Origin of the sequence: Wolbachia endosymbiont of Bemisia tabaci (assembly GCF_003999585.1) — a bacterium.
GTDB lineage: Bacteria > Pseudomonadota > Alphaproteobacteria > Rickettsiales > Anaplasmataceae > Wolbachia.
The window spans coordinates 1,034,550-1,054,008 of record NZ_CP016430.1 but is presented as its reverse complement, the minus strand read 5'-3'; the positions used below and the strand labels follow the sequence as shown (position 1 = coordinate 1,054,008).

Annotated in this window: 18 protein-coding genes, 1 tRNA gene, 1 other RNA gene and 2 pseudogenes; 2 read left to right on the top strand and 20 right to left on the bottom strand. The window is 34.2% G+C overall.

All coding sequences use genetic code 11. The features are described from left to right. Positions 1-17: 17 nt before the first annotated feature. The 17 genes and pseudogenes from ispG to BBB02_RS05110 all read right to left on the bottom strand — a co-directional run. Positions 18-1,298: a flavodoxin-dependent (E)-4-hydroxy-3-methylbut-2-enyl-diphosphate synthase gene (ispG, locus tag BBB02_RS05195; RefSeq protein WP_127464187.1), complete on the bottom strand. Its 1,281-nt coding sequence runs from the start codon at positions 1,296-1,298 to the stop codon at positions 18-20. A 16-nt stretch (positions 1,299-1,314) separates the two neighbouring features. After that, positions 1,315-1,965 carry a TRP75-related protein gene (locus BBB02_RS05190; protein WP_127464186.1) on the bottom strand — a complete coding sequence of 217 codons (651 nt, stop codon included), beginning with the start codon at positions 1,963-1,965 and terminating at the stop codon, positions 1,315-1,317. A gap of 176 nt (positions 1,966-2,141) precedes the next feature. Beyond that, positions 2,142-2,690 (bottom strand): hypothetical protein, encoded by a 549-nt coding sequence (locus BBB02_RS05185; RefSeq protein ID WP_127464185.1) that lies wholly within the window; start codon positions 2,688-2,690, stop codon positions 2,142-2,144. A gap of 119 nt (positions 2,691-2,809) precedes the next feature. After that, a complete protein-coding gene (locus BBB02_RS05180) occupies positions 2,810-4,918 on the bottom strand; it encodes an FtsK/SpoIIIE family DNA translocase (RefSeq protein WP_127464184.1) in 2,109 nt (702 codons plus the stop codon). Next, complete coding sequence (locus BBB02_RS05175; protein ID WP_010401649.1) at positions 4,919-5,197, bottom strand: YggT family protein; 279 nt, start codon at positions 5,195-5,197, stop codon at positions 4,919-4,921. A 493-nt stretch (positions 5,198-5,690) separates the two neighbouring features. Next, positions 5,691-6,119 (bottom strand): ClpXP protease specificity-enhancing factor SspB, encoded by a 429-nt coding sequence (locus BBB02_RS05170; RefSeq protein WP_127464183.1) that lies wholly within the window; start codon positions 6,117-6,119, stop codon positions 5,691-5,693. A gap of 16 nt (positions 6,120-6,135) precedes the next feature. Continuing rightward, positions 6,136-6,473: a transfer-messenger RNA gene (gene ssrA / locus BBB02_RS05165) on the bottom strand. A gap of 481 nt (positions 6,474-6,954) precedes the next feature. After that, entirely contained in the window at positions 6,955-7,398 is a 444-nt protein-coding gene (locus BBB02_RS05160; protein ID WP_127464182.1) for an ankyrin repeat domain-containing protein, read from the bottom strand. A gap of 158 nt (positions 7,399-7,556) precedes the next feature. Then, the gene (cgtA, locus tag BBB02_RS05155; protein WP_127464181.1) at positions 7,557-8,582 is read right to left on the bottom strand and encodes an Obg family GTPase CgtA; all 1,026 of its coding nucleotides are present in this window, start codon (positions 8,580-8,582) and stop codon (positions 7,557-7,559) included. Then, complete coding sequence (gene eno, locus BBB02_RS05150) at positions 8,579-9,844, bottom strand: phosphopyruvate hydratase (protein WP_127464180.1); 1,266 nt, start codon at positions 9,842-9,844, stop codon at positions 8,579-8,581. The genes cgtA and eno overlap by 4 nt, the downstream gene beginning before the upstream one ends. After that, positions 9,841-10,077: a WPE palindromic element domain-containing protein gene (locus BBB02_RS05145; protein ID WP_237398590.1), complete on the bottom strand. Its 237-nt coding sequence runs from the start codon at positions 10,075-10,077 to the stop codon at positions 9,841-9,843. The genes eno and BBB02_RS05145 overlap by 4 nt, the downstream gene beginning before the upstream one ends. Before the next feature lie 87 nt (positions 10,078-10,164). Continuing rightward, entirely contained in the window at positions 10,165-11,166 is a 1,002-nt protein-coding gene (locus BBB02_RS05140) for a glutamate ligase domain-containing protein (RefSeq protein ID WP_179948507.1), read from the bottom strand. Between the two features lie 9 nt (positions 11,167-11,175). Continuing rightward, complete coding sequence (locus tag BBB02_RS05135) at positions 11,176-11,790, bottom strand: SURF1 family protein (protein WP_127464179.1); 615 nt, start codon at positions 11,788-11,790, stop codon at positions 11,176-11,178. Between the two features lies 1 nt (position 11,791). Continuing rightward, positions 11,792-12,268 carry a bacterioferritin gene (gene bfr / locus BBB02_RS05130; protein ID WP_127464178.1) on the bottom strand — a complete coding sequence of 159 codons (477 nt, stop codon included), beginning with the start codon at positions 12,266-12,268 and terminating at the stop codon, positions 11,792-11,794. Between the two features lie 53 nt (positions 12,269-12,321). After that, positions 12,322-12,795 (bottom strand): RDD family protein, encoded by a 474-nt coding sequence (locus BBB02_RS05125; protein ID WP_127464177.1) that lies wholly within the window; start codon positions 12,793-12,795, stop codon positions 12,322-12,324. Further along, complete coding sequence (locus BBB02_RS05120; RefSeq protein ID WP_127464176.1) at positions 12,795-13,436, bottom strand: HAD family hydrolase; 642 nt, start codon at positions 13,434-13,436, stop codon at positions 12,795-12,797. Before BBB02_RS05120 ends, BBB02_RS05125 begins: the two co-directional genes overlap by 1 nt. A 782-nt stretch (positions 13,437-14,218) precedes the next feature. Continuing rightward, positions 14,219-14,635 (bottom strand): annotated as a pseudogene (locus BBB02_RS05110) (transposase); the annotation flags it as partial. Between the two features lie 1,089 nt (positions 14,636-15,724). Between BBB02_RS05110 and BBB02_RS06755 the strand changes: the two are divergent. Next, positions 15,725-16,270 (top strand): annotated as a pseudogene (locus tag BBB02_RS06755) (hypothetical protein); the annotation flags it as partial. Positions 16,271-16,366: 96 nt separating this feature from the next. On the opposite strand, the gene BBB02_RS05100 reads toward BBB02_RS06755, so the two are convergent. From BBB02_RS05100 to BBB02_RS05085, 3 genes are all read right to left on the bottom strand, one after another. After that, positions 16,367-17,272, bottom strand: coding sequence for an IS110 family RNA-guided transposase (locus BBB02_RS05100; protein ID WP_127464314.1), 906 nt, complete (start codon positions 17,270-17,272; stop codon positions 16,367-16,369). Positions 17,273-17,840: 568 nt separating this feature from the next. Further along, entirely contained in the window at positions 17,841-18,443 is a 603-nt protein-coding gene (locus BBB02_RS05090) for an RDD family protein (RefSeq protein WP_007302723.1), read from the bottom strand. 22 nt (positions 18,444-18,465) lie between these two features. Then, a tRNA-Leu gene (locus BBB02_RS05085) sits at positions 18,466-18,548 on the bottom strand. Positions 18,549-18,650: 102 nt separating this feature from the next. On the opposite strand from BBB02_RS05085, the gene BBB02_RS06870 reads away from it, so the two are divergent. Continuing rightward, positions 18,651-19,459, top strand: an 809-nt coding sequence (locus BBB02_RS06870; RefSeq protein WP_458694616.1) for a DnaB-like helicase C-terminal domain-containing protein, incomplete at its 3' end; no start/stop codon positions are given.

Sequence of the window (19,459 nt, the reverse complement as noted above, 5' to 3'; positions counted from 1 at the left end):
CAGTAAGCATGAACCTGTCATGTGTAATGCTTCTCCACATAATCACTAATAATTTCCTTAAATTCTTCAAAAATATTATCACCTTGTAAAGTTTTGAAATATTTGCCGTCTTTGTAGACTGCTGAAACAGGTTTTTCTCCATACCCAGGCAGGCTGATCCCCAAATTTGCATGTTTGCTCTCTCCAGGACCATTTACTATGCATCCCATAACAGCAACGTTCATATACTCTACACCAGGATTCTTTTTCTTCCATACCGGCATATGAGTTTTTATGTAGCCATTTACTTCCTCAGTTAATCTACGAAAACGATCGCCACTTGTGCGTCCACAACCAGGACATGAACTCACCTGAGGGTTAAAGTGACGCAAACCTATAGACTGCAGTATTTCCTGACATACTACCACCTCATTAGTGCGTGATTCACCAGGGCGCTGAGTTAAAGAAGCCCGGATAGTGTCTCCAATACCATTTTGCAATAAATAAGTAAGCCCTGCTGTGGTATTTACTACGCCTTTGTTACCCATACCAGCTTCGGTTAAACCCAAATGCAGCGCATAATTGGAGGATTTTGCAAGTGCCGTATAAACTAAAATTAAATCTTGCACTCTACTGACTTTACATGAAATGATTATTTTCTCTGCATTAAGGCCGATCTTTTCAGCTTTTTTTGCACTACCAAGAGCAGACATTACAAGCGCCTTACGTAATATAACATCAGAAGTTTTTGGATTACTAGATAAGGAGTTTTCATCCATTAGTTTTTGTGAAAGGTACTTATCAAGGCTACCCCAATTTACTCCGATTCTGACAGGAAGATCATGCGTTATTGCATACTCTATAATTTTTTCAAATTTTTCATCACGTTTGTCACCAAAGCCTACATTACTTGGATTTATCCTAATTTTACCCAGAATTTTAATGTTGTCTGGATAATCCTGAATCAGCCTGTAGAGCTCATATTGTCCACAGCCTACTAATATCTTACCATCAAAGCCTTCTTTATTTATTTCCTCTACTATATAAGGTATTGCTTTTGCTACTTCCTCTGAGTTCAAAGCAATTCGCACCAATTCTGAACCTGCATGCGCTAGTTCTATTACTTCTTTTGCATATTTCTGAGCACTGCTTTTTATGTTGTCAGAATCTATATGTGCACCAAGTGCCATGGATTGAACAACTATAGGATTATTTCCACCTATCTTCACTTGTCCAACTTTTACAGTATGAGTTTTATGCCTGGAAACCGGCGATGACTCATATGCATCATCACTCAATATCAGGTTTCTATCTAGCATATTATTAATTGTGATACTATTTTAATGCATCAGCTACACTGCCAAATGAATTTGAACCATTGAAACTATAATGTGTATTAGAATCTACGTTATTCAAGTCAGTAATAGAATCATGTGAACATGTTCTTTTTGACGGAGTTTCTTTTATAGTAACATTTATAGGGGAAACTTTTTTTTCTCGTGTTGAAGTAACTTTTTTCCCTTTTTGTTGTTCACTTTTTTTATGCTGCTTACTTTCATACTGAGAAACTGGCTCTTGATCTATAAATACAGCACCCTTTAAACGTGCAAGATTAATACCATGCTGATTGATCATAGCATCCTCCCCATCTTCAACTATGCAAGCTCCCACGTTGTTTTGCTCGTTATCAAGGCTAGCAATTTTTTTTTCTTTTAATTTTTTGATTAGATCTTCTTTATTTACGTTAACATTAGTTTGACCTTGTAACTTCCTTTTCTTGAGAATCTCCCTACGCTTTTCGTATAGTTTATATGAATCAGCAAATTCCTCATCTGCTGCATGAAAATTTGTACCACCAGGGTTACCAGGAGGTATGTACCTCTTACTGAGCTTTACCTTAGACTTCGCTTCAACATTATGTACAGTAAAGAAACTAGAAACCAAAAGTATTAATATAAATAAAACTTTAGAAAAGATCTTAAGCATACTATAGTGAATATTGTGCTTTAAAAGATACCAATTAACAAACTTCAAGTAAATCAGAATCTCTACCAACTTTATAATACAAACATCTTTCTAAAAAATTTACTACCAAAACCTACATAATCTAAAGAAAGTTTAAGGTGTTACAAATTTTACGTAACACCTTTTCAAGAAGAGCATTACACTCTTCCTTGCTGTAAGTTATTATTCAGTTTTTCGGTATCATTCACATTATTAAACTTTCCGCTTGGCATATCTTGAGACAAGTCGTTTTTCTTCTCTTTATCAAGCTTAACTCCCTGATAGATACAGAATGCAACAAAACTAGTTACCGCTATTGCAGCAACAGCACTGATTATGGCACAAGTTAGTATTGCTTGTTCTTGTCCCCCTACCATGTCTGCAAATGTTTCTACTTTTTCTTCTAAGCCTGTAAATTTTTCTTGCAAGCCGCTTAAGTGCTCTTGCATAGCTTGAAACTGCTCAGTACCAATCTTGTCTTCTAATGCACCAAAAACTTTTTCAAACTGCTCAACATCTATCTTTTGAGCTTCTTGCCACTCTTTTAATGCACTAAATACCTCTTCAAACTGTTTAGCATCAATATTTTGAGCTTCTTGCCATTTTTTTAATTCACCAAAAACTTTTTCAAACTTCTCAGCATCTATCTTTTGACTTTCTTGCAATTCTGTTATACCTAACCAATTGCGGAAAATTCCTTTTACCATTTTAACCCCCTAGCTAATTAATATATTATAATTTTACATTCCCAATGTTTAAATTATTATTAAATTAACTATCACTATACATTGATCTTAAAATAACTTTCCTTGTTTTAAGTTAAGGGTTATTCTACCAATATCTCTCTCTTTCCTGAGTAACTCGGAGCACTGACAATACCTTCTTTCTCCATTCTTTCAACAATATTTGCAGCTCTGTTATAGCCTATTCTAAGTTGCCTTTGAATGTAACTAGTTGAAACCTTTTGATCTCTCTGAATGATGGCCACTGCTTGCTTGTATAGATCGTTCTCTTCATCTTCTGTTTCACCTTCTGATTCCGCGAAAGAATTTTCATCTTCTTGAGTGATTTCCTCCATGTAGTTTGGCTCACCTTGCGTTTTTAGATGATCAACTATATTTTGCACCTCATCATCACTTACAAATGGACCGTGAACTCGAATAATCTTACCACCAGAGGCCATATAAAGCATATCACCCATACCGAGCAATTGTTCAGCCCCTTGTTCACCAAGTATCGTACGGCTATCTATCTTAGAAGTAACAGCAAAACTAATTCTCGTTGGAAAGTTTGCTTTTATCACACCTGTTATCACATCTACAGATGGGCGTTGTGTTGCCATTATGATGTGTATTCCTGCAGCACGAGCCATCTGAGCTAAACGTTGAATAGAGCATTCTATATCTTTGCCAGCAACAAGCATTAAATCTGCCATTTCATCTACAATCACCACAATATACGGAAATGTCTCCATTTTAATCGGTATTTTTTCAAACAAAGGTTTACCCGTTGTTGAGTTAAACCCAATCTGTACAACGCGCTCCAATTCTATTCCGCTATGCATCGCTTCTGTAATTTTTTGATTATAGTTTATTACATTCCGCACATTTAAATATGACATCATACGATAGCGATTTTCCATCTCTTTCACGATCCACTTAAGAGCAATAACAGCTTTTTTTGGCTCTGTTACCACTGGCGTTATTAGATGCGGTATTGCATCATATATTGAAAGCTCGAGCATCTTTGGGTCGATCATTATCATCTTGCATTCATCAGGACTTAATCGATAAACAAGCGACAGAATCATCGTGTTAATCGCAACTGATTTACCTGATCCTGTAGTTCCTGCAACAAGCAAGTGGGGCATTTTAGTCAGATCTGCAATAATTGGTTTTCCGCTTATTTCCTTGCCTAGTGCAATCGGAAGATTTAAGTTTGCATTTTGGTATTCTGGCGATTCCAGTAAATCACGCAGCATAACAATTTCTCGTTCTTTATTTGGCAATTCTATTCCCATTGCATTTTGTCCACGAATTATTGAAATACGTGCAGAAAGTGCACTCATTGAACGTGCAATATCATCTGCAAGACCAATCACTCTTGCAGATTTTGTGCCGGCTTGTGGTTCAAGTTTATATAAAGTCACAACCGGTCCATAACATACACTTATAATTTTTCCTTGCACGCCAAAATCACTTAGAACCTGCTCGAGCAGAGATAAATTCTTATTGCTCTCTAATGCATTCAACTGTTTTCTCTGCACAGATTCTTCTACTTTAGAAAGTAAGTGAATGCTTGGAAACTCAAACTCGCTAGAAGGTGGTTTAAAAATCTCTTCGGTAGCTTTTTTCTGTCTTTCTTTTGGTTGTTGTCTAGTGATTCTATATTTTCCTTCTACTACTAATGGTGCTATTGAATAATCAGTAGTTTTACGTAACCTGAAAAACAGGACCTTTGTAAAAAGGGAAAATATTTTTTTACATAGGAAAAGTAAAGAATAAACCGTTCTTTTCCAACCAGTTAACCCTACAAAACCTATTGATGCTGCTACTGCAAAGATGTAAAATGGGTAGTTACTAATTAGTGCATTTCCTATCATTCCGCCATGCACATACCTTGCAGTGATACCGAGCGAAAGTTGCGCTAATGTAGAGCATATTCCTAAATTGATTAATATTAAATAGAGAATTTTCAGCAGCCTTTTTGATATCAAAAAGTAAACTATGGTTGTAGCTATTGTAATACTAGCGAGTCCAAGAAATTGAACCAATATATCAGCTAAATATGAACCTACCACTCCGCCCAAATTTGTTACTTCCTGATTTGTAGCTGTATTTAAGGATGGATCTTGATAATTATAGCTAAAAATCGATATATATATATACATTAAGAGTAACAGGTATATCGCTGATTTTAGCTGTTTTTTTAACATCTACTTAAAGTAATAAGTAATTGTATATTTTACAAAGTGAATTGCTATTATCAATATCATCACGGATAAATCTAATCCATTGAACGGTTGTATATACCTTCTGATAACCTTTAGTGGAGGATGGGTAAGTCGGTTTAAAGTTTGCATTATGTTGCTTACAACTTCATTATACATGTTCACTACATTCAATTTAATCAACAAATCGAGAACAACTGAGCATATTAGAATGAAGCTGTAAAGATCAAGTAGCAGGTTAAGTAAGTATATGATTGGATGCATATTACTAATTTATACTAAAGTCTATTATGTGTAGTGATATATATTATAAAATCAAGCCCCACAATAATTTTTATGCTGGAACAGGTGTAAACAATAAGCTATAAGATATTGTAATCTTTGGTTCCACGTGGATAAAAAACTTATTGATAAATTAACGGAGAGATGTGTACTGTATGAATAGCTTTTTGATCATGTTTATTACATGCAGGATAAGTGTTCAGGTACGTATGAAACCAGCGCTTCTTTTCTTGTCACCTCTTGTTACCTAAATAGCCTCTGTTCAAGTAGCCCCTTTGTTGTCATCCCAGTGCCCAGACACTGGGATCCAGATTGGCACTAAGTTGGTAAACATGAAAGCGCTTTATAACGTTTTTTATGTGAAAGTCAATGTCAGCTACTCAAATGATACCATTTGTTATAAACTCACTTTTACTCTATGGCCTTGTCGATATCCTGAACAGATACAATATTTTTTATTTATAAAATGAAGTAACTACTTATCGTAAAGTTGATCTATAGATATAATACTACCATTTGATGACTTTTCAGCACATTTCTCACTTTCATATTCTTTATCAGAATCAACGCTAAATACTAAAGTATCTCCTGAAATTTTATCATGAAACTCACTAATAGCAAAAAACGGTACAGTGACTTGTTCTTGTTTTCCACGAAAGCTCAAACTGACGCTAAACCTATCCTCAAAAACTTTTAGACTATAAAATTGGTGCTGTAATACAATAAGCATTTGAGTAGGATATGATTCTTTCAAGTAGTCTGGTATGACAACACCATTAAATCGCGTAAAAAACAGTATCTCTAAGTGAGGAGTAAAAACATTATCTAATATAGTATCTAGAGCCTTTTTGATAACTTGAAATTTAGCATAACTAAGCGACTTCTGATAATCTGTTTTATCCATATAACCCTTACATGTTTGGGGGAACTTCTGTTACCCGGCGTTCCCTAAACCGTGCTTATAGCAATGAAGTTATAGTGCCTAAATTAAGCAGCTAATGCAACATTGTCTTCAGCAGCAAAGTTATCGTTTGCATCTAAATTGTGAACTCTTAGCGGTGGTATCTAACCGAGCAAAGCTACCATCTTTACTATGCATGTCGATCCTTACTCGCCCCCGTATCAATCAAAAAATATGGTGGAGGCGCCGAGTACTGCCCTCGGGTCCAATACACCTATTACAAGGTAATTTTATTGCCATAGTGTATAAAAAATACACATGTTTATTATACAGTAGTATTGAATAAATGTCAAGTTACTAAACACCAAATCGGCTGTAAGCTAAAAAACTAATATAAAAATTACTTCGCCTATTTATCTAATCTTAGTATAATCAAAGTAGAGGTATTTTTAGAGCTCAAAATCTATCTTCGTCTGCAGACTTTTTTATCAAATAATCAAACTCAGTAAAGAATGTAGCGTATCTTCTTCAGCGCAAATGGGTGCACACATATGCTTAATCTCTGTCGTATGTGCGTTACATTTTTTCTGTTCTTTATTAATAAATGTGGGGGATTCTATGCCTAATTCTTAACAAAAAACTACTCAAATGCTTGTGTAGCTATTGAATTTACTGAATTCAAGCAAGTAAGAGACAGTGTAAAAAGTGAAATAAGCCGAAAAAAAGATGAGTTGTGGAACAAAAAATGCAGACAACTGTGGAAAATTGCCTGCGTAACTAGACTACAAATTAGTTTTTCTTATCATAATTAAATCAATTCAGTGCACTTTCTAACTTTCTACTTGTTAGAAAAAAAGCGGATATGAAAGAGGAGTTTCATATTGATCTTGTGATGCAAAGGAGTCTTTCCTTCGTTATCTTGTATATTAATTTCTGCACCTTTGTCTAGCAGCACCTTTGCTATATATGTGTTCTGTCCTGGAATAATTACAGCAAAATGCAATGGTGTCTTCCCTTCATTATCTTGTATATTAACATTTGCATCCTTCTCTATAAGAAGCTCTACTACTTTTGCACAGCCACTTCTAGATGCTAAACATAGTAAGTTACTTCCATCAAATGAATTAGCATTTATATCAAATCCACTTTCTTCCCACGCATTGTATATATTAACATGCTGCTGCAGCTCACTTTTTAATTTTTCAATTATGCTAGATGAGTCTAGCTTTCTGTCATCATTAATTCTCCATAGTGTTTTTTCTAATGCCGATAATTTACTCATAATGTTCTCCGATTTTTCAGACTAGATGCTAACTATAGTATAAAAGCGAGATATGAGAATAAAAATATTCGGTGCAATGACTAAAGCGCTATAAGTGTTAATATAAATTTAAGCTCCAATTGTTAAATTTATTTTTTTAAGGTTATTAATAGAAAAATTCATGCTTTAAAAGGATCATACACATCAATTTTTTTAGGGTCGCTTTTTTTCATTTTCTTACTTAATAACCTCAGAATGGGCTGTAAATCATCGTCGATTGATAAACACAGTACTTCTCTATCAAGATAATTGGCTAAATGATTCTTCTTCTCAAGAATTTCTGCTTCCTCCAATAAGTCGCATTTGTTTAACACGACAGTTTCTTCCTTCTTGATAAGGTCGCTATTGTAAAGCTTCAGTTCATTATGTGTACAATTATAAGCTGAAATAACGTCATCGTGAGTTACATCAATTAAGTGAAGTAAAATTTTGCACCTTTCTATGTGCTTTAAAAATTTGTGTCCGAGCCCAACTCCAAGATGAGCATCAGCGATTATTCCAGGAATATCTGCTATCACAATTTCGCTATAATCCACTTTTGCTACACCTAAATGTGGTCTTATAGTAGTAAATTCATAATCGCCTACTTTCGTATCAGAATTTGAGCAGCGGGTTAAAAATTTAGATTTACCCGCATTTGGCATACCAATAATGCCAACATCAGATAAAACTTTTAGCTTCAATATTATATTTCTTTCTTCGCCGGGCTGACCATGGGTAAAATGTCTTGGTGCCCTATTAGTAGCAGATTTAAAGTTAGTATTTCCAAGCCCACCTTTTCCACCTTTCACTACTTGAAATTCCATGTCAGGTTTATCAAGATCTACTATTATTTCCTCACTTTCTTCATCGATTATTTGTGTACCAACTGGAACTTTAAGTATAATATCTTTTCCTGCTGTGCCAGATCTATCTCTACTCGTACCACTTTTTCCACTACTCGCTTTAATGTGTCTTCGACAACGAAAATTAAGCAAAGTGTTGAGATTTGCATCACTGATGAAAATTATGTCTCCTCCCCTGCCCCCGTTACCACCGTTTGGACCACCAAATTCAACGAATTTTTCTCGACGAAAACTCGCGCAGCCATCGCCACCATCATCACCTGCTTTTAAATATAATTTAACTTCGTCTATGAAGTTCATGCTAACCCGCGATAATATTTAGCGTTTTCTCCTAATGAACTTTCTATTCTCATTAATTCATTATACTTTGCAAGCCTATCAGAACGCGACAGCGAGCCAGTCTTTATTTGCCCACAATTCGATGCAACCGCTATGTGGGATATCGTTGTATCTTCTGTTTCACCTGAGCGATGCGAAATAATAGCCCTATAGCCATTTGATTTTGCCATTTCAATAGCAGCAAAAGTTTCCGTAAGTGTTCCTATCTGGTTTGGCTTGATTAGTACAGCATTTGCCATTTTCTCCTCTATTCCTTTACTTATTAGTTCACAATTTGTAACAAATAAATCATCTCCAACCAATTGAACTTTATTCCCAAGTTTTACAGTAAGTAATTTCCAACCTTCACAGTCGTCTTCATTCATTGCATCTTCTATAGAAATTATTGGATATTTGCCTACAAGGTCAAAATAATACTGAACCAATTCCTCTGAAGTGAGTTCTCTGTTTTCAAATTTATAAACTCCATCTTCATAAAAAGTAGATGCAGCAACATCAAGACCAAGTGCAAAGTGATTTTTCATCGAATAACCAGCAGATTCCACAGCCTGAATTATCAGATTAAGAGCTTCTTCAGTGCTTCCAATGTTTGGTGCAAAACCACCTTCATCTCCTACGTTTGTGCTATAACCTTTTTTCTTAAGAATGCTGCGTAAGTTATGAAATACCTCTGCAGATATTCTGATTGCTTCACTGAAAGTCTCAGCACCGACCGGAAGAATCATAAATTCTTGAAAATCGAGTTTATTATCCGCATGTACTCCGCCATTAATTACGTTAATGAGTGGAACTGGCATCTGCTCTTCCCCCACTCCCAAATACTTATATAACGGCATTTTAAAGCTGTTTGCTGCTGCTTTTGCAACAGCAAGAGACACACCCAAAGTTGCATTTGCTCCAAGTTTAGATTTATTTTTTGTTCCATCCAGTTCAATTAATGCTTTATCAATCGCATTTTGATCTGTTGCATCCATGCCGATGATTTCATTCGCTATTACTCCATTTACAGCTTGAACAGCTTTCAGCACTCCTTTACCACAATACCTTTTTTCATCCTGATCTCTCAGCTCCAATGCTTCTAGTTTACCGGTCGAAGCCCCAGAAGGGACAGCGGCTCTACCTGTTGCTCCATCACATAGTTCTATTTCTACCTCAATTGTTGGGTAACCCCTGCTATCTAAAATTTCTCTTGCAAATACACTGCTAATTGTCTTTTTCATCATGCTAAACCTCTACTAGATTCACAATTGTGTGCACGTTCGGGAAATGTCACCCCAGCGCTGTAACATTTCAGTGTATGAACATTGCAATATACAGGTAATTTGAGTAGCGGATGGTCAGTGCTTGACACTGGAATCCAGTTTTTATTATACAGCCACTTATTTAAAGTTAAGTTTTCTGGATCCCAGTGTCTGGGCACTGGGATGACACCATTCTTAATGGAACCTATCCCCATATCACAATGTCTGTACAGTTGTTTGCCTAGACACTGGGATCCAGTTTTACTACACAATTTTATCATATAAATCACCAATGCTTAAGTTTATTTTACTAGCAGCAGCTTTGCAGCTTCTCTTGCTAGTTTAGCTATATTACTACCAGCACCAATAAATAATACTACATCTCCTGAATTTGTCGAATTACTAATAAAATGTGAAATGAGTAAAGTATTATTCATAATCTTCACATTATTAAACCCATTACTGATCAAGGCTTTTTGTATATCATCAATTCCACAGCCAGGAATAGGCTTATCTTCTGGAGGATGGACAGGAGTGAGAATTACATAATCAAACATCATGAAAATTCGTACGAACTCATCAAAAAAATTACGAATACGAGCAAAACGAAGCGGCTCGATAATTCCTATTACCTTTCTTTTAGCAATCGAACGTGCTGCTGCCAGGGTTGCCTGTATTTCATTTGGGTGGTGAGCATAATCCTCAATTAACTTAACACCTTTAATATCGGCAATTAAAGAAAATCTCCTTGCTACTCCTTTAAATTCCAAAAGACCTTTTTTAATCTCTTCATCACTAATTCCAAGTTTCACTGCAGCTGATATTGCAGCCAGGGCGTTGCTAACTTTATGCATTCCTATTGCATTTGATAGCACTACATTCTTTATAATTCTGGTACAAGGTTGAATATCTTCTTTTTGTCCTTCGAGAGCGAGTTCTTTTAATTGAAACACTATATGTACATTATCATCATCAATTTCAATACGCTGAACTAACTTTCTAATTATTATATTAAGTTTAGTCTCCCAATCTGCCTCTGATAAATCACACTTTTCCTTCGTTATGTGCTCTCTTACCATCTTAACTTCTTCCCATACTACCTCTTCTAGTATATCCGCGCGTATTGATTTGCTGTTACATTCACCAAAACGTTTTCCAGGACAACGATAGTAACTTCTTCCTCCCTTAGCATTACTCATTCCATAATAAACGGATTTGCAACACTGACATATCACTAACCCTTGTAATAAGTATTTTCTTCCACTTTGTTGCATTTTTTCTATTTGTAGCTTTTCTTTTTCCACACTGTATCTCTACGACTTATATATATTTTGCCTATAGTAAAATACGCACATAATGAGCCAAATCAAGGAAAGTGCAAACCAAGTAATTGCGTATTCAAGATGCTTTATTGGCTGTATAGTCAATTTGCCACCAAAATTGTCTTGCCACAATATACATTTTTCTAGCTTAATACCTAGATCATTGGAGATTTCTTCTGTACTTAAGGTAAACCATGTATTTGAAGCAATATCATTTTTGATAAACCAATTTTTGCTACCATCACAATATAAAACTCCACTTAAAGCTACTTTTTCAATTTTTGCTTTTTCTTCTTTTTTTTCTCTAACTATTCCTTTATTCACTAACATGTAATTTCCAGTGGTAAGCAACATAGGAGACAGCACATGATAGCCACGTTGACCTGCGAAAACATATAGTTCTATATCACTTAAAATTCCGTCGATTTTAACGTTTCTGTAGTTAAACTTTGAAAGATTATCACTAGGCAGCAGATGAATAACTGGAAGATCCATAATATTTTTGATAATATTGTTCTTCCAATTTAACCTAAATAATTGCCATAACCCGAGTGAAAAAAGAAGTAAAAAAGGTATAATGAAAATAAATAATGTTTTTCTTAACACTCTATATTTGTGTTCTCAAGTAATTTTCAATACCTATAAGCTCAATGAGATTAATTTGTCCTTTAATCCAATGTAAGTGCTCTTCCTCGTTTTGCAGTAGTTCTTCTAATAACATTACACTAATCACATCCTTTTCTTTTTCAGCGACAGAAACTGCCTCTCTGATGCCCTTTATACCTTCTTCTTCTAACTTTAAATTATCTTCTAAGATTTTCTGTATTGTATCTTTTGTGAACTTTCCGCCATACTTTGAGATTTGATTTGTATCTTGAAAATTTGGTACACCCTCAAGCAGTAAAATTCTTTCTGCTAACCTATTTGCATGTCCAAGCTCTTCATTAAGCTCGTTTCTCATCTTTTCTGCAAACCTATTAATCTTTTTATCTTTGAGAATCGCAGAATGCAAAAGATACTGACGTACGGAAGTTAATTCATGAGTCAGCAATTTATTCAAATGTTCTACTATTTCTTTATTCATAACCTTTCTTTAGCTAATATACCAATGTAATCTACATAACAATCAAGATCACATCAATTTATTTTTCTCACAACAATCGTATCAAATAGCACATCATGAAATGCCTGTTTCCTCTGAGAGAAGCAAGCAACTAAATACCAACTGAAGGTAAGCATCACTATAATCACTTCCAGTGTACTTAAAGCATTTACTGATGTTTGAAAAAGTTTGATAAAGGTGATAATTGAATTATTTAGCATAGGAAGAAAAAACTGAGAGATAGTGCGATCAAATGCTAAGCTCAAACCTATTTTAGAACTATCTAAAGTGATAGTATATATATTCATTAACTGTTGACCAGGAGTTGCTTGAGCTGTTGAAGATATAAAATATGTAAAGTAGCCACAATTTATACACATGTATGACAGGTGTAAAATTAATGGAAAATCCCCTAATGACAACACAATTAGTAAGGCTGGTATTAATAAAATTGCTACATCTATTAAATATGCGCAAAAGCGCCTGTGTACACTAGCGATCTCTGTCATTACCACCTATCTTTCAAATACTTTACTATGAATTCTGTAAGTTTATTAAAATGTTGAAAATATAACAAATCTTCATAACCTCTTATTGATTGTCCGTATACAATAGGTAAGCAATTTGCATTTTGTGCACATAGAATGTCTGTGATGCTATCACCAACAAAAAACACATTTTCTCTATTTATAGGTAACGTACTCTCCTCCAGTGCAAATAGCAGTGGAGTTGCAGATGGCTTATCTTCTGCAGTATCACATGAGCCAACTATTCTTTCAAAGTAAGAATCTAGTTTAAAGTAGGCAACTTCTTGACGTAAATTAGTATTTTTCTTATTGCTAACTATCGCTAGGTAAATATTGTGGCTTTTGAGTGTCTGCAGCATTTCCTCTACTCCTTCGTTCAGAGTAATATTTTGTAACAATGCATTATCTAGGTATTTTTGATATATTTTATTCGCTTTTTTCCACTGATCACCGAACAAATTGACCATGTAGCTCTTTCTTGATTCATTAGAATTTCTATCAACAACTTTACTGCCAGATCCCATCAAATCTAAAGTATGCTTAATAGCATTAGAAATATTATCTTGAGTGTCAACTAAGGTATTATCCCAATCGAATACTACTGCTAACGGGCTATTTTTCATTTTTATATTGTGACGTATTTTAAGTTAATAAGTAAATGATATTTTGATGAAAAAAGCATAAATGAGGTGCTCCTTGTGTCTTAACCATTTTTACATAATTAACTAATATACTGATTTTAGTATAAGCTTTTATTTAGTTGGGTATGACACAGCTTAAAGATACACAAGATATTGAGAAGAAATTCAAGGATGTCTTTGCTGGTGCTTTTCCAGAAGGTACGTCGCTGGAAGATAAAGTGAAGATTATCAATGATTTCCGCCAGGAACTTAAAGCTTACAAAAGGCAAGTAACCAAAGAAAATCCCGGGAAAAGGTTAAAAGATATTTCTGCAGCAGATAATTCTTCACTGGGAGATAAAATCAAGACTATTGCAAAATTAAATCGTAGTCTTAGAGATCGAATGAACCGTGCAGCTAAAAAAGTAGCTAAAGATTTTGAAAAGATCGTCGAATTGAATCGGGAACTTAAAGATGTTTTTCCAGAAAATTCTTCATTGGAAGATAAAGTAAAAATTATTGTTGAATTGCACCGGGAGCTTAAAGCTCAAAAAGGGCGTAAAGATGAAGTGAAGATTATTAAAAAATTGATTCATAATCTTGAAGGTCGAATGGATCGTGCAGCCAAAAAAATAGCTGAAGATTTTAAAAAGATTGCTGGATTTAAACAAAAATTCGAAGGAAAAGACGTTTTTACAAGTAAAAAAGTTGCAGAGTTTGAAAGTAATAAAAAATCTCAAACTACATTAGAAGGCAAAATTTCTGATCAAAATAAACAAGAAAAGATTTGCCTTACTATGGCCTGGAATATTATTGTAGATGCTGATACCTGTACTATCTATAGCAATTTCAATATCTTCCATATCGTTCTTATCAACTCTGCAGTCGTTGATTTTGATATTAAGCTTTTTAAACCTTCTTGAAGCCTGCGAATAGCTGATAATTTGCAAAATTTTCCCTATTTGCTCAAGATATTTCTCTATAAATCCCACTGTTTGCCTAAGACCAATCCTGAATAGATAGGTTATTATGTGAATTAGAATCACTACTTTGTCGCTGTAGACATTGTTGCCACCTGCTACTTTTGGACTATTTTCGTACCAATTTTCAATGGCATCGTTGATATAATGAAAAACATTTCCCCTTTCTTGAAGAAATTTGTTATATTCATTGCAGTTACTGACTTTCATTCTTATTGGCATATTTTTCCTTTGTCGGCTAAATATCTATTTTATAACAAATTCCATCAGTAACTGCCTGTTCTTTCCTTGAGTGGTGCAACAAAGCCATTCCAGCTTCACGCGCTAACTTAAATTATTTATAAAATTTGTTCCGGTAAACCTAATTTGGGTTAGCTATAGAAAGCAAAACAGACACAAATCAGGAAAAAAATTAATAGAATTCCTGTTTTTATAATAAAAATAATTAATTTTTAAAAATTTTATATTGATTTTATCATTAAATCTCATATAATATTAATATATTAACTTTGATGGTGGTAAAGAAATGCATGGTAGTATAAGCAACGAAGTGGTGAAAAATTTAAACAAGTTAATTAACTCTCACCAAACAAATAAACTTAGAAAGGCATTTAATAACCTTAGCACTAACCATAAAATGAATATATAGAGCATGTTAAAGCAAAGCCTCAAGGCTCTAAAGCTATATCCGGCATACTAAATGCACTAGACAAGGAAGAAGCACCTTCTATCTTTAATCAGTTACCTCAAGAGTTTGCTTTCAATACACTCGATTGTATTAATCCCACATCGACTTTATTTAAAATTCTATTTAATCAACTGAATCCCCAACAAAAAGAAGATTATAAAGTAAATTTAGAGACAAAATCAACTGTCAAAGCTAAGCTTGTCCTAAAGAATTTTTACTTAAGCAATAAAGAGAGTTCAAGCAACTTAAGTACTGAAAACTCCAATGAACCGTTAGTACAAAACAGAGATGATTTGCCAGCAGCACATTTCTCTCTTATATCTCCTGCGTTCGAGGAAACAGTTGTTGAACATACATTTGATACTAGACTAGAACTTTCTTCTGACAAAGAGAATCAATCATGTAGCCAAACAGTAATTCCATTTCCGGGTTTTGCTGAATTCGATAATCAATTCTGCAATACTGTAACAGAAAATTCGACAGTTAGTAGTAGTTTAACGTCGAATGAGCATATATCAGATAGCCTAGAAGGTGAGCAATTATCCCCAGAGTATTATAACTATTTGATAAATGGAGTAACTAGTCTGCAATCCTCAAAGCATATTTATAGTAAGGTGTTAATTATGAAAGAGGCAAAGAAGAGTCCGGTAGTTAGATTAAAGGCCACAGCTAAAGAATTCAATTTTAGTAAATTAAGAGCAGATCAAGATAATAAATTAGCGAATTCCGGTGAAACAATGTTCTTAGATTTTCAAAGAATGAATTTTATTATTAATGAAAAAGAAATAGATAAAAATTTTATTATTGCATTTAAGGAAGGAGCTAAAGATTATAAAAATGAGATTTTTAACCGTGATAATTTTGATAACCTCTCTGAAGAAGGTAAAGCTTTTATGGAACCAGTACTTAGGGAGCTTGATCAAGATAGACTATCTGAAGTTTGGGAAAATCATTGTAATAGCCCTACAGTTGCTGATGAGAAAAAAATTGATGAATATAGAAAGGAATTTGAGAGATTTTATAACGCAGGGAGAAGCTCTTATCATCTATTCTCCAAAAAAGATTACCGTGCATTAGCAAAGGAAATTTTCAAGGAAATGTTTAGATACGCTGAAGCAAAGGTTCCAAGTGATGCTATTTTAGAAGAGTTAGTCACCAATTGTAATCAAGAAGCAGTTGTGTTAAAAGTCAATAGAAAAATTGATGTAGCTGTGAATAAGTACTTAAAATTTGTGTGGGCGTACTTATTCACAGCTATGCTATTACTATATAGAAACAGTTTTAGGGCTATACTCCTCAGTAAACAGTCTACCGTCTCTTACTAAAGAGTTAGCAAGGATAAGTAATTTTCTCATTGCAGCAGTAGAAGCAACTTTATATGGTTTTTTATATTGATTGTATAGCCTATCAAAGAAGATTTTTATATAAGAATTGTACCTTTGCGCACTAAGAATGCACATATGTAAAATCTTTCTAATTTGTGATCTACCACCCTGAATACACCTTTTTCCCTTACTAAAACCACTATCTCGATTAAAAGGTGCAACTCCGGAAAGGCTGGATATTTCTTCATGTTGGAGAGTTCCAAGCTCGGGTAGATAACAAATAAAAGTAATAGCTGTTATTGCACCTACACCAGGTATACTAGTTATTGACATATACTTTTTTTTAAGCTCTTGATTTTTATCGACTAATTCCATTACCTCATCTTCTAAGACTTGAATTTGATTTTGTAAAACTGCAAGTAGCTCTTCCATTTGTTTGATTATAGATAAATCGGTTACTTGATGAGCTTGGGTTTTTTGTATTTTTGCTATTTCTACTAGTTGATTCCTGCGAGATAATTTTTGCTTCAAACAGTCAATACTACTAACTTTTAAAGGAGTGACACGCATGTCTGTATTACTAACATAACGTGAGATGATGCTACAGTCTATTTTATCAGTTTTAGTAGCAATACCAAGGCTTTTTGCATAATCTCTCACCCATCTTGGTTGAATGACATATACTTCAAAACCATGGCTTAATAAAGTATAAGCACATAATTTTTCGTACCCACCAGTTGCTTCAAGTCCAACTTTGGTTACGTTATGTAAACGCAAAAAGTCGAGCATTTGATCAATAGCTTGAACGTTATTTTCAAATACTTTATGATGTCCAAGTGGATGAATAGTTAAAGCATAGCCAACATCGTGTTGCTCTAATTTATAATCAACATCTGAGCAATATTTATCTTCAATAAGTTCATTATCGTAAAATCTTATAATCTGATAACCTTCTTCTTCAAACTTCCTTTTAGTTTTGTATTTACCTTTCTCTAATTTTCTATCCACATCACCATAGGAAATTTTGCTAAAGGTACACATTTTCCATAATTTTTCTTCATCAAATTCTGCAATTTGCCCTTTTATCAGATCAGCAAAGTCAGAAGCATCCTTTAACTCAGCACCTTTAAAATCTTTTATCTTCTTCCATGCTTTAACTAGGTCAGAAGTTCCTAGCCCATTAAGGTCAAAACTTTGAGCTTCTAATTCGTTCTTAAATGTTTCTAGTGCCTCAATTACGCATTCTTTTATTTCATTATCATCAATATGTACAATACTATCGCTAATAGAATCCATACTTTGATCATGAGTAATACTTGGCATATTTTTTACCTACTATTTTAGTATATCATTAATTAAGCATTTAATCAAATTTATCAATAAAACTATTAAAATTTTCTTATTTTAAACGAATTTAGTTCATTTTATCACACTTAAGACTTTTGTTTGTGACAACTGCTGTATTTGCAATCTTATCGTGCCAAGTTTGGCAGCGTTTATCGAAACTTGCCCATATGAAACCCAAGAATAATGGTGCAGTTGACAATATGAAGGAAAAAAACCTCTTTGTTGCTTGTTTCAGAGTCAATTTTTCAAAAGTTTGTGCATTTACAACTCTAAGTCCAAGTAAGAATTTTCCAGGTGTAGCGCCAAATCTTATCCACATATATGCTACATAACTAAAAAGCATAATAAATTGAACTATCTGATTTAGAACTAGTAACTTTATTAGTTTACTCTGCATTGCTGTTTCCTCTGCAGATAGTGGCACCTGCATTTGATATTTTGCAGCAATTTGGCCTAATATTTTACTGCTCTCCGAGCTCATAAAGAGTTGATTTAAGGCCTGACCGCAAAACTGTAAAAATAAAACGATGATGATTAAATCAAGCAGTACTGACAAATAGCGTCTAAGTCCCGTTACGTAACATATTCCATTTTCATCTTTCTTTATCCTTTGAATAGCATTTATAGAAGAAAGAATGGCAAATGAACGATTAAAAAACTTGTGTAACATAAAGCACTTTCCAATGTTTGAGTGCCCCTGGCCGGACTTGAACCAGCATGCTTTTGCAAGCAACAGATTTTGAGTCTGCCGTGTCTACCATTCCACCACAGGGGCCTATTTTAATGCTATAAGCAACACAGGATTAGTCAAATTTTTTCTCTTTTAAGTCGAGATTGAATATTCTACAATAATCAATCATTACTCTAAAAACTTAAAATGAATGAATTAGTTAACCTTATTAATTCAAGAGAAGAAATATGTAAATTGCCACATAATTTAGAAGCAGAGCAAATGCTCATTGGTGCAATGATTCGTGATAATAGAATTTGTGATGCAGTTGAAGATATAATTGCAGCAGACAATTTCTACGATCCACTACATCAAAGCATTTTTACCCAGATATCTAAAACCAGAAAACACGGCATAGTTGCCAATGAACTAAGCCTTAAGATGTTTTTTGAAAATGATAAAGCATTTGCCGAATGTGGTGGAGTTGAGTACCTAGCAAAGCTTGCAGCGAAGGCAAGTATTGCGCTTGATATCTATAGCTTGACCAGAATAATCCGTGATACTTATTTAAGGAGATGCTTAATCAAGCTCGGACAAGAGACAATTGACGATAGTTATAACTATGACATCGAAAATCCTGCACAGGTACAAATTGAGCAAGCAATGACAAAATTGTTCAATTTAGCAGTAAAAAAGCAAGGTGAGAAAACATACATAAAGCTTGCAAGTTCAATTAAAGATGTGGTTGAGAAGATCAGCAAGCTGAAGAATAACCCAGAGGCTCTAGGTATTACAACCGGACTTCAAGATCTAAACCAGCTTCTTGGTGGTTTGCAGAAATCTGATCTGTTAATTATAGCTGCAAGGCCCTCAATGGGGAAGACAGCATTGGCACTGAACATCGCACTTAATGCTTGTAAGATTTTGCAAAAAAGAACAGACAAACAACACTACGTAGCGTTTTTCTCACTTGAAATGTCAGCAGAGCAATTAACCGCAAGATTGATTACTATAGA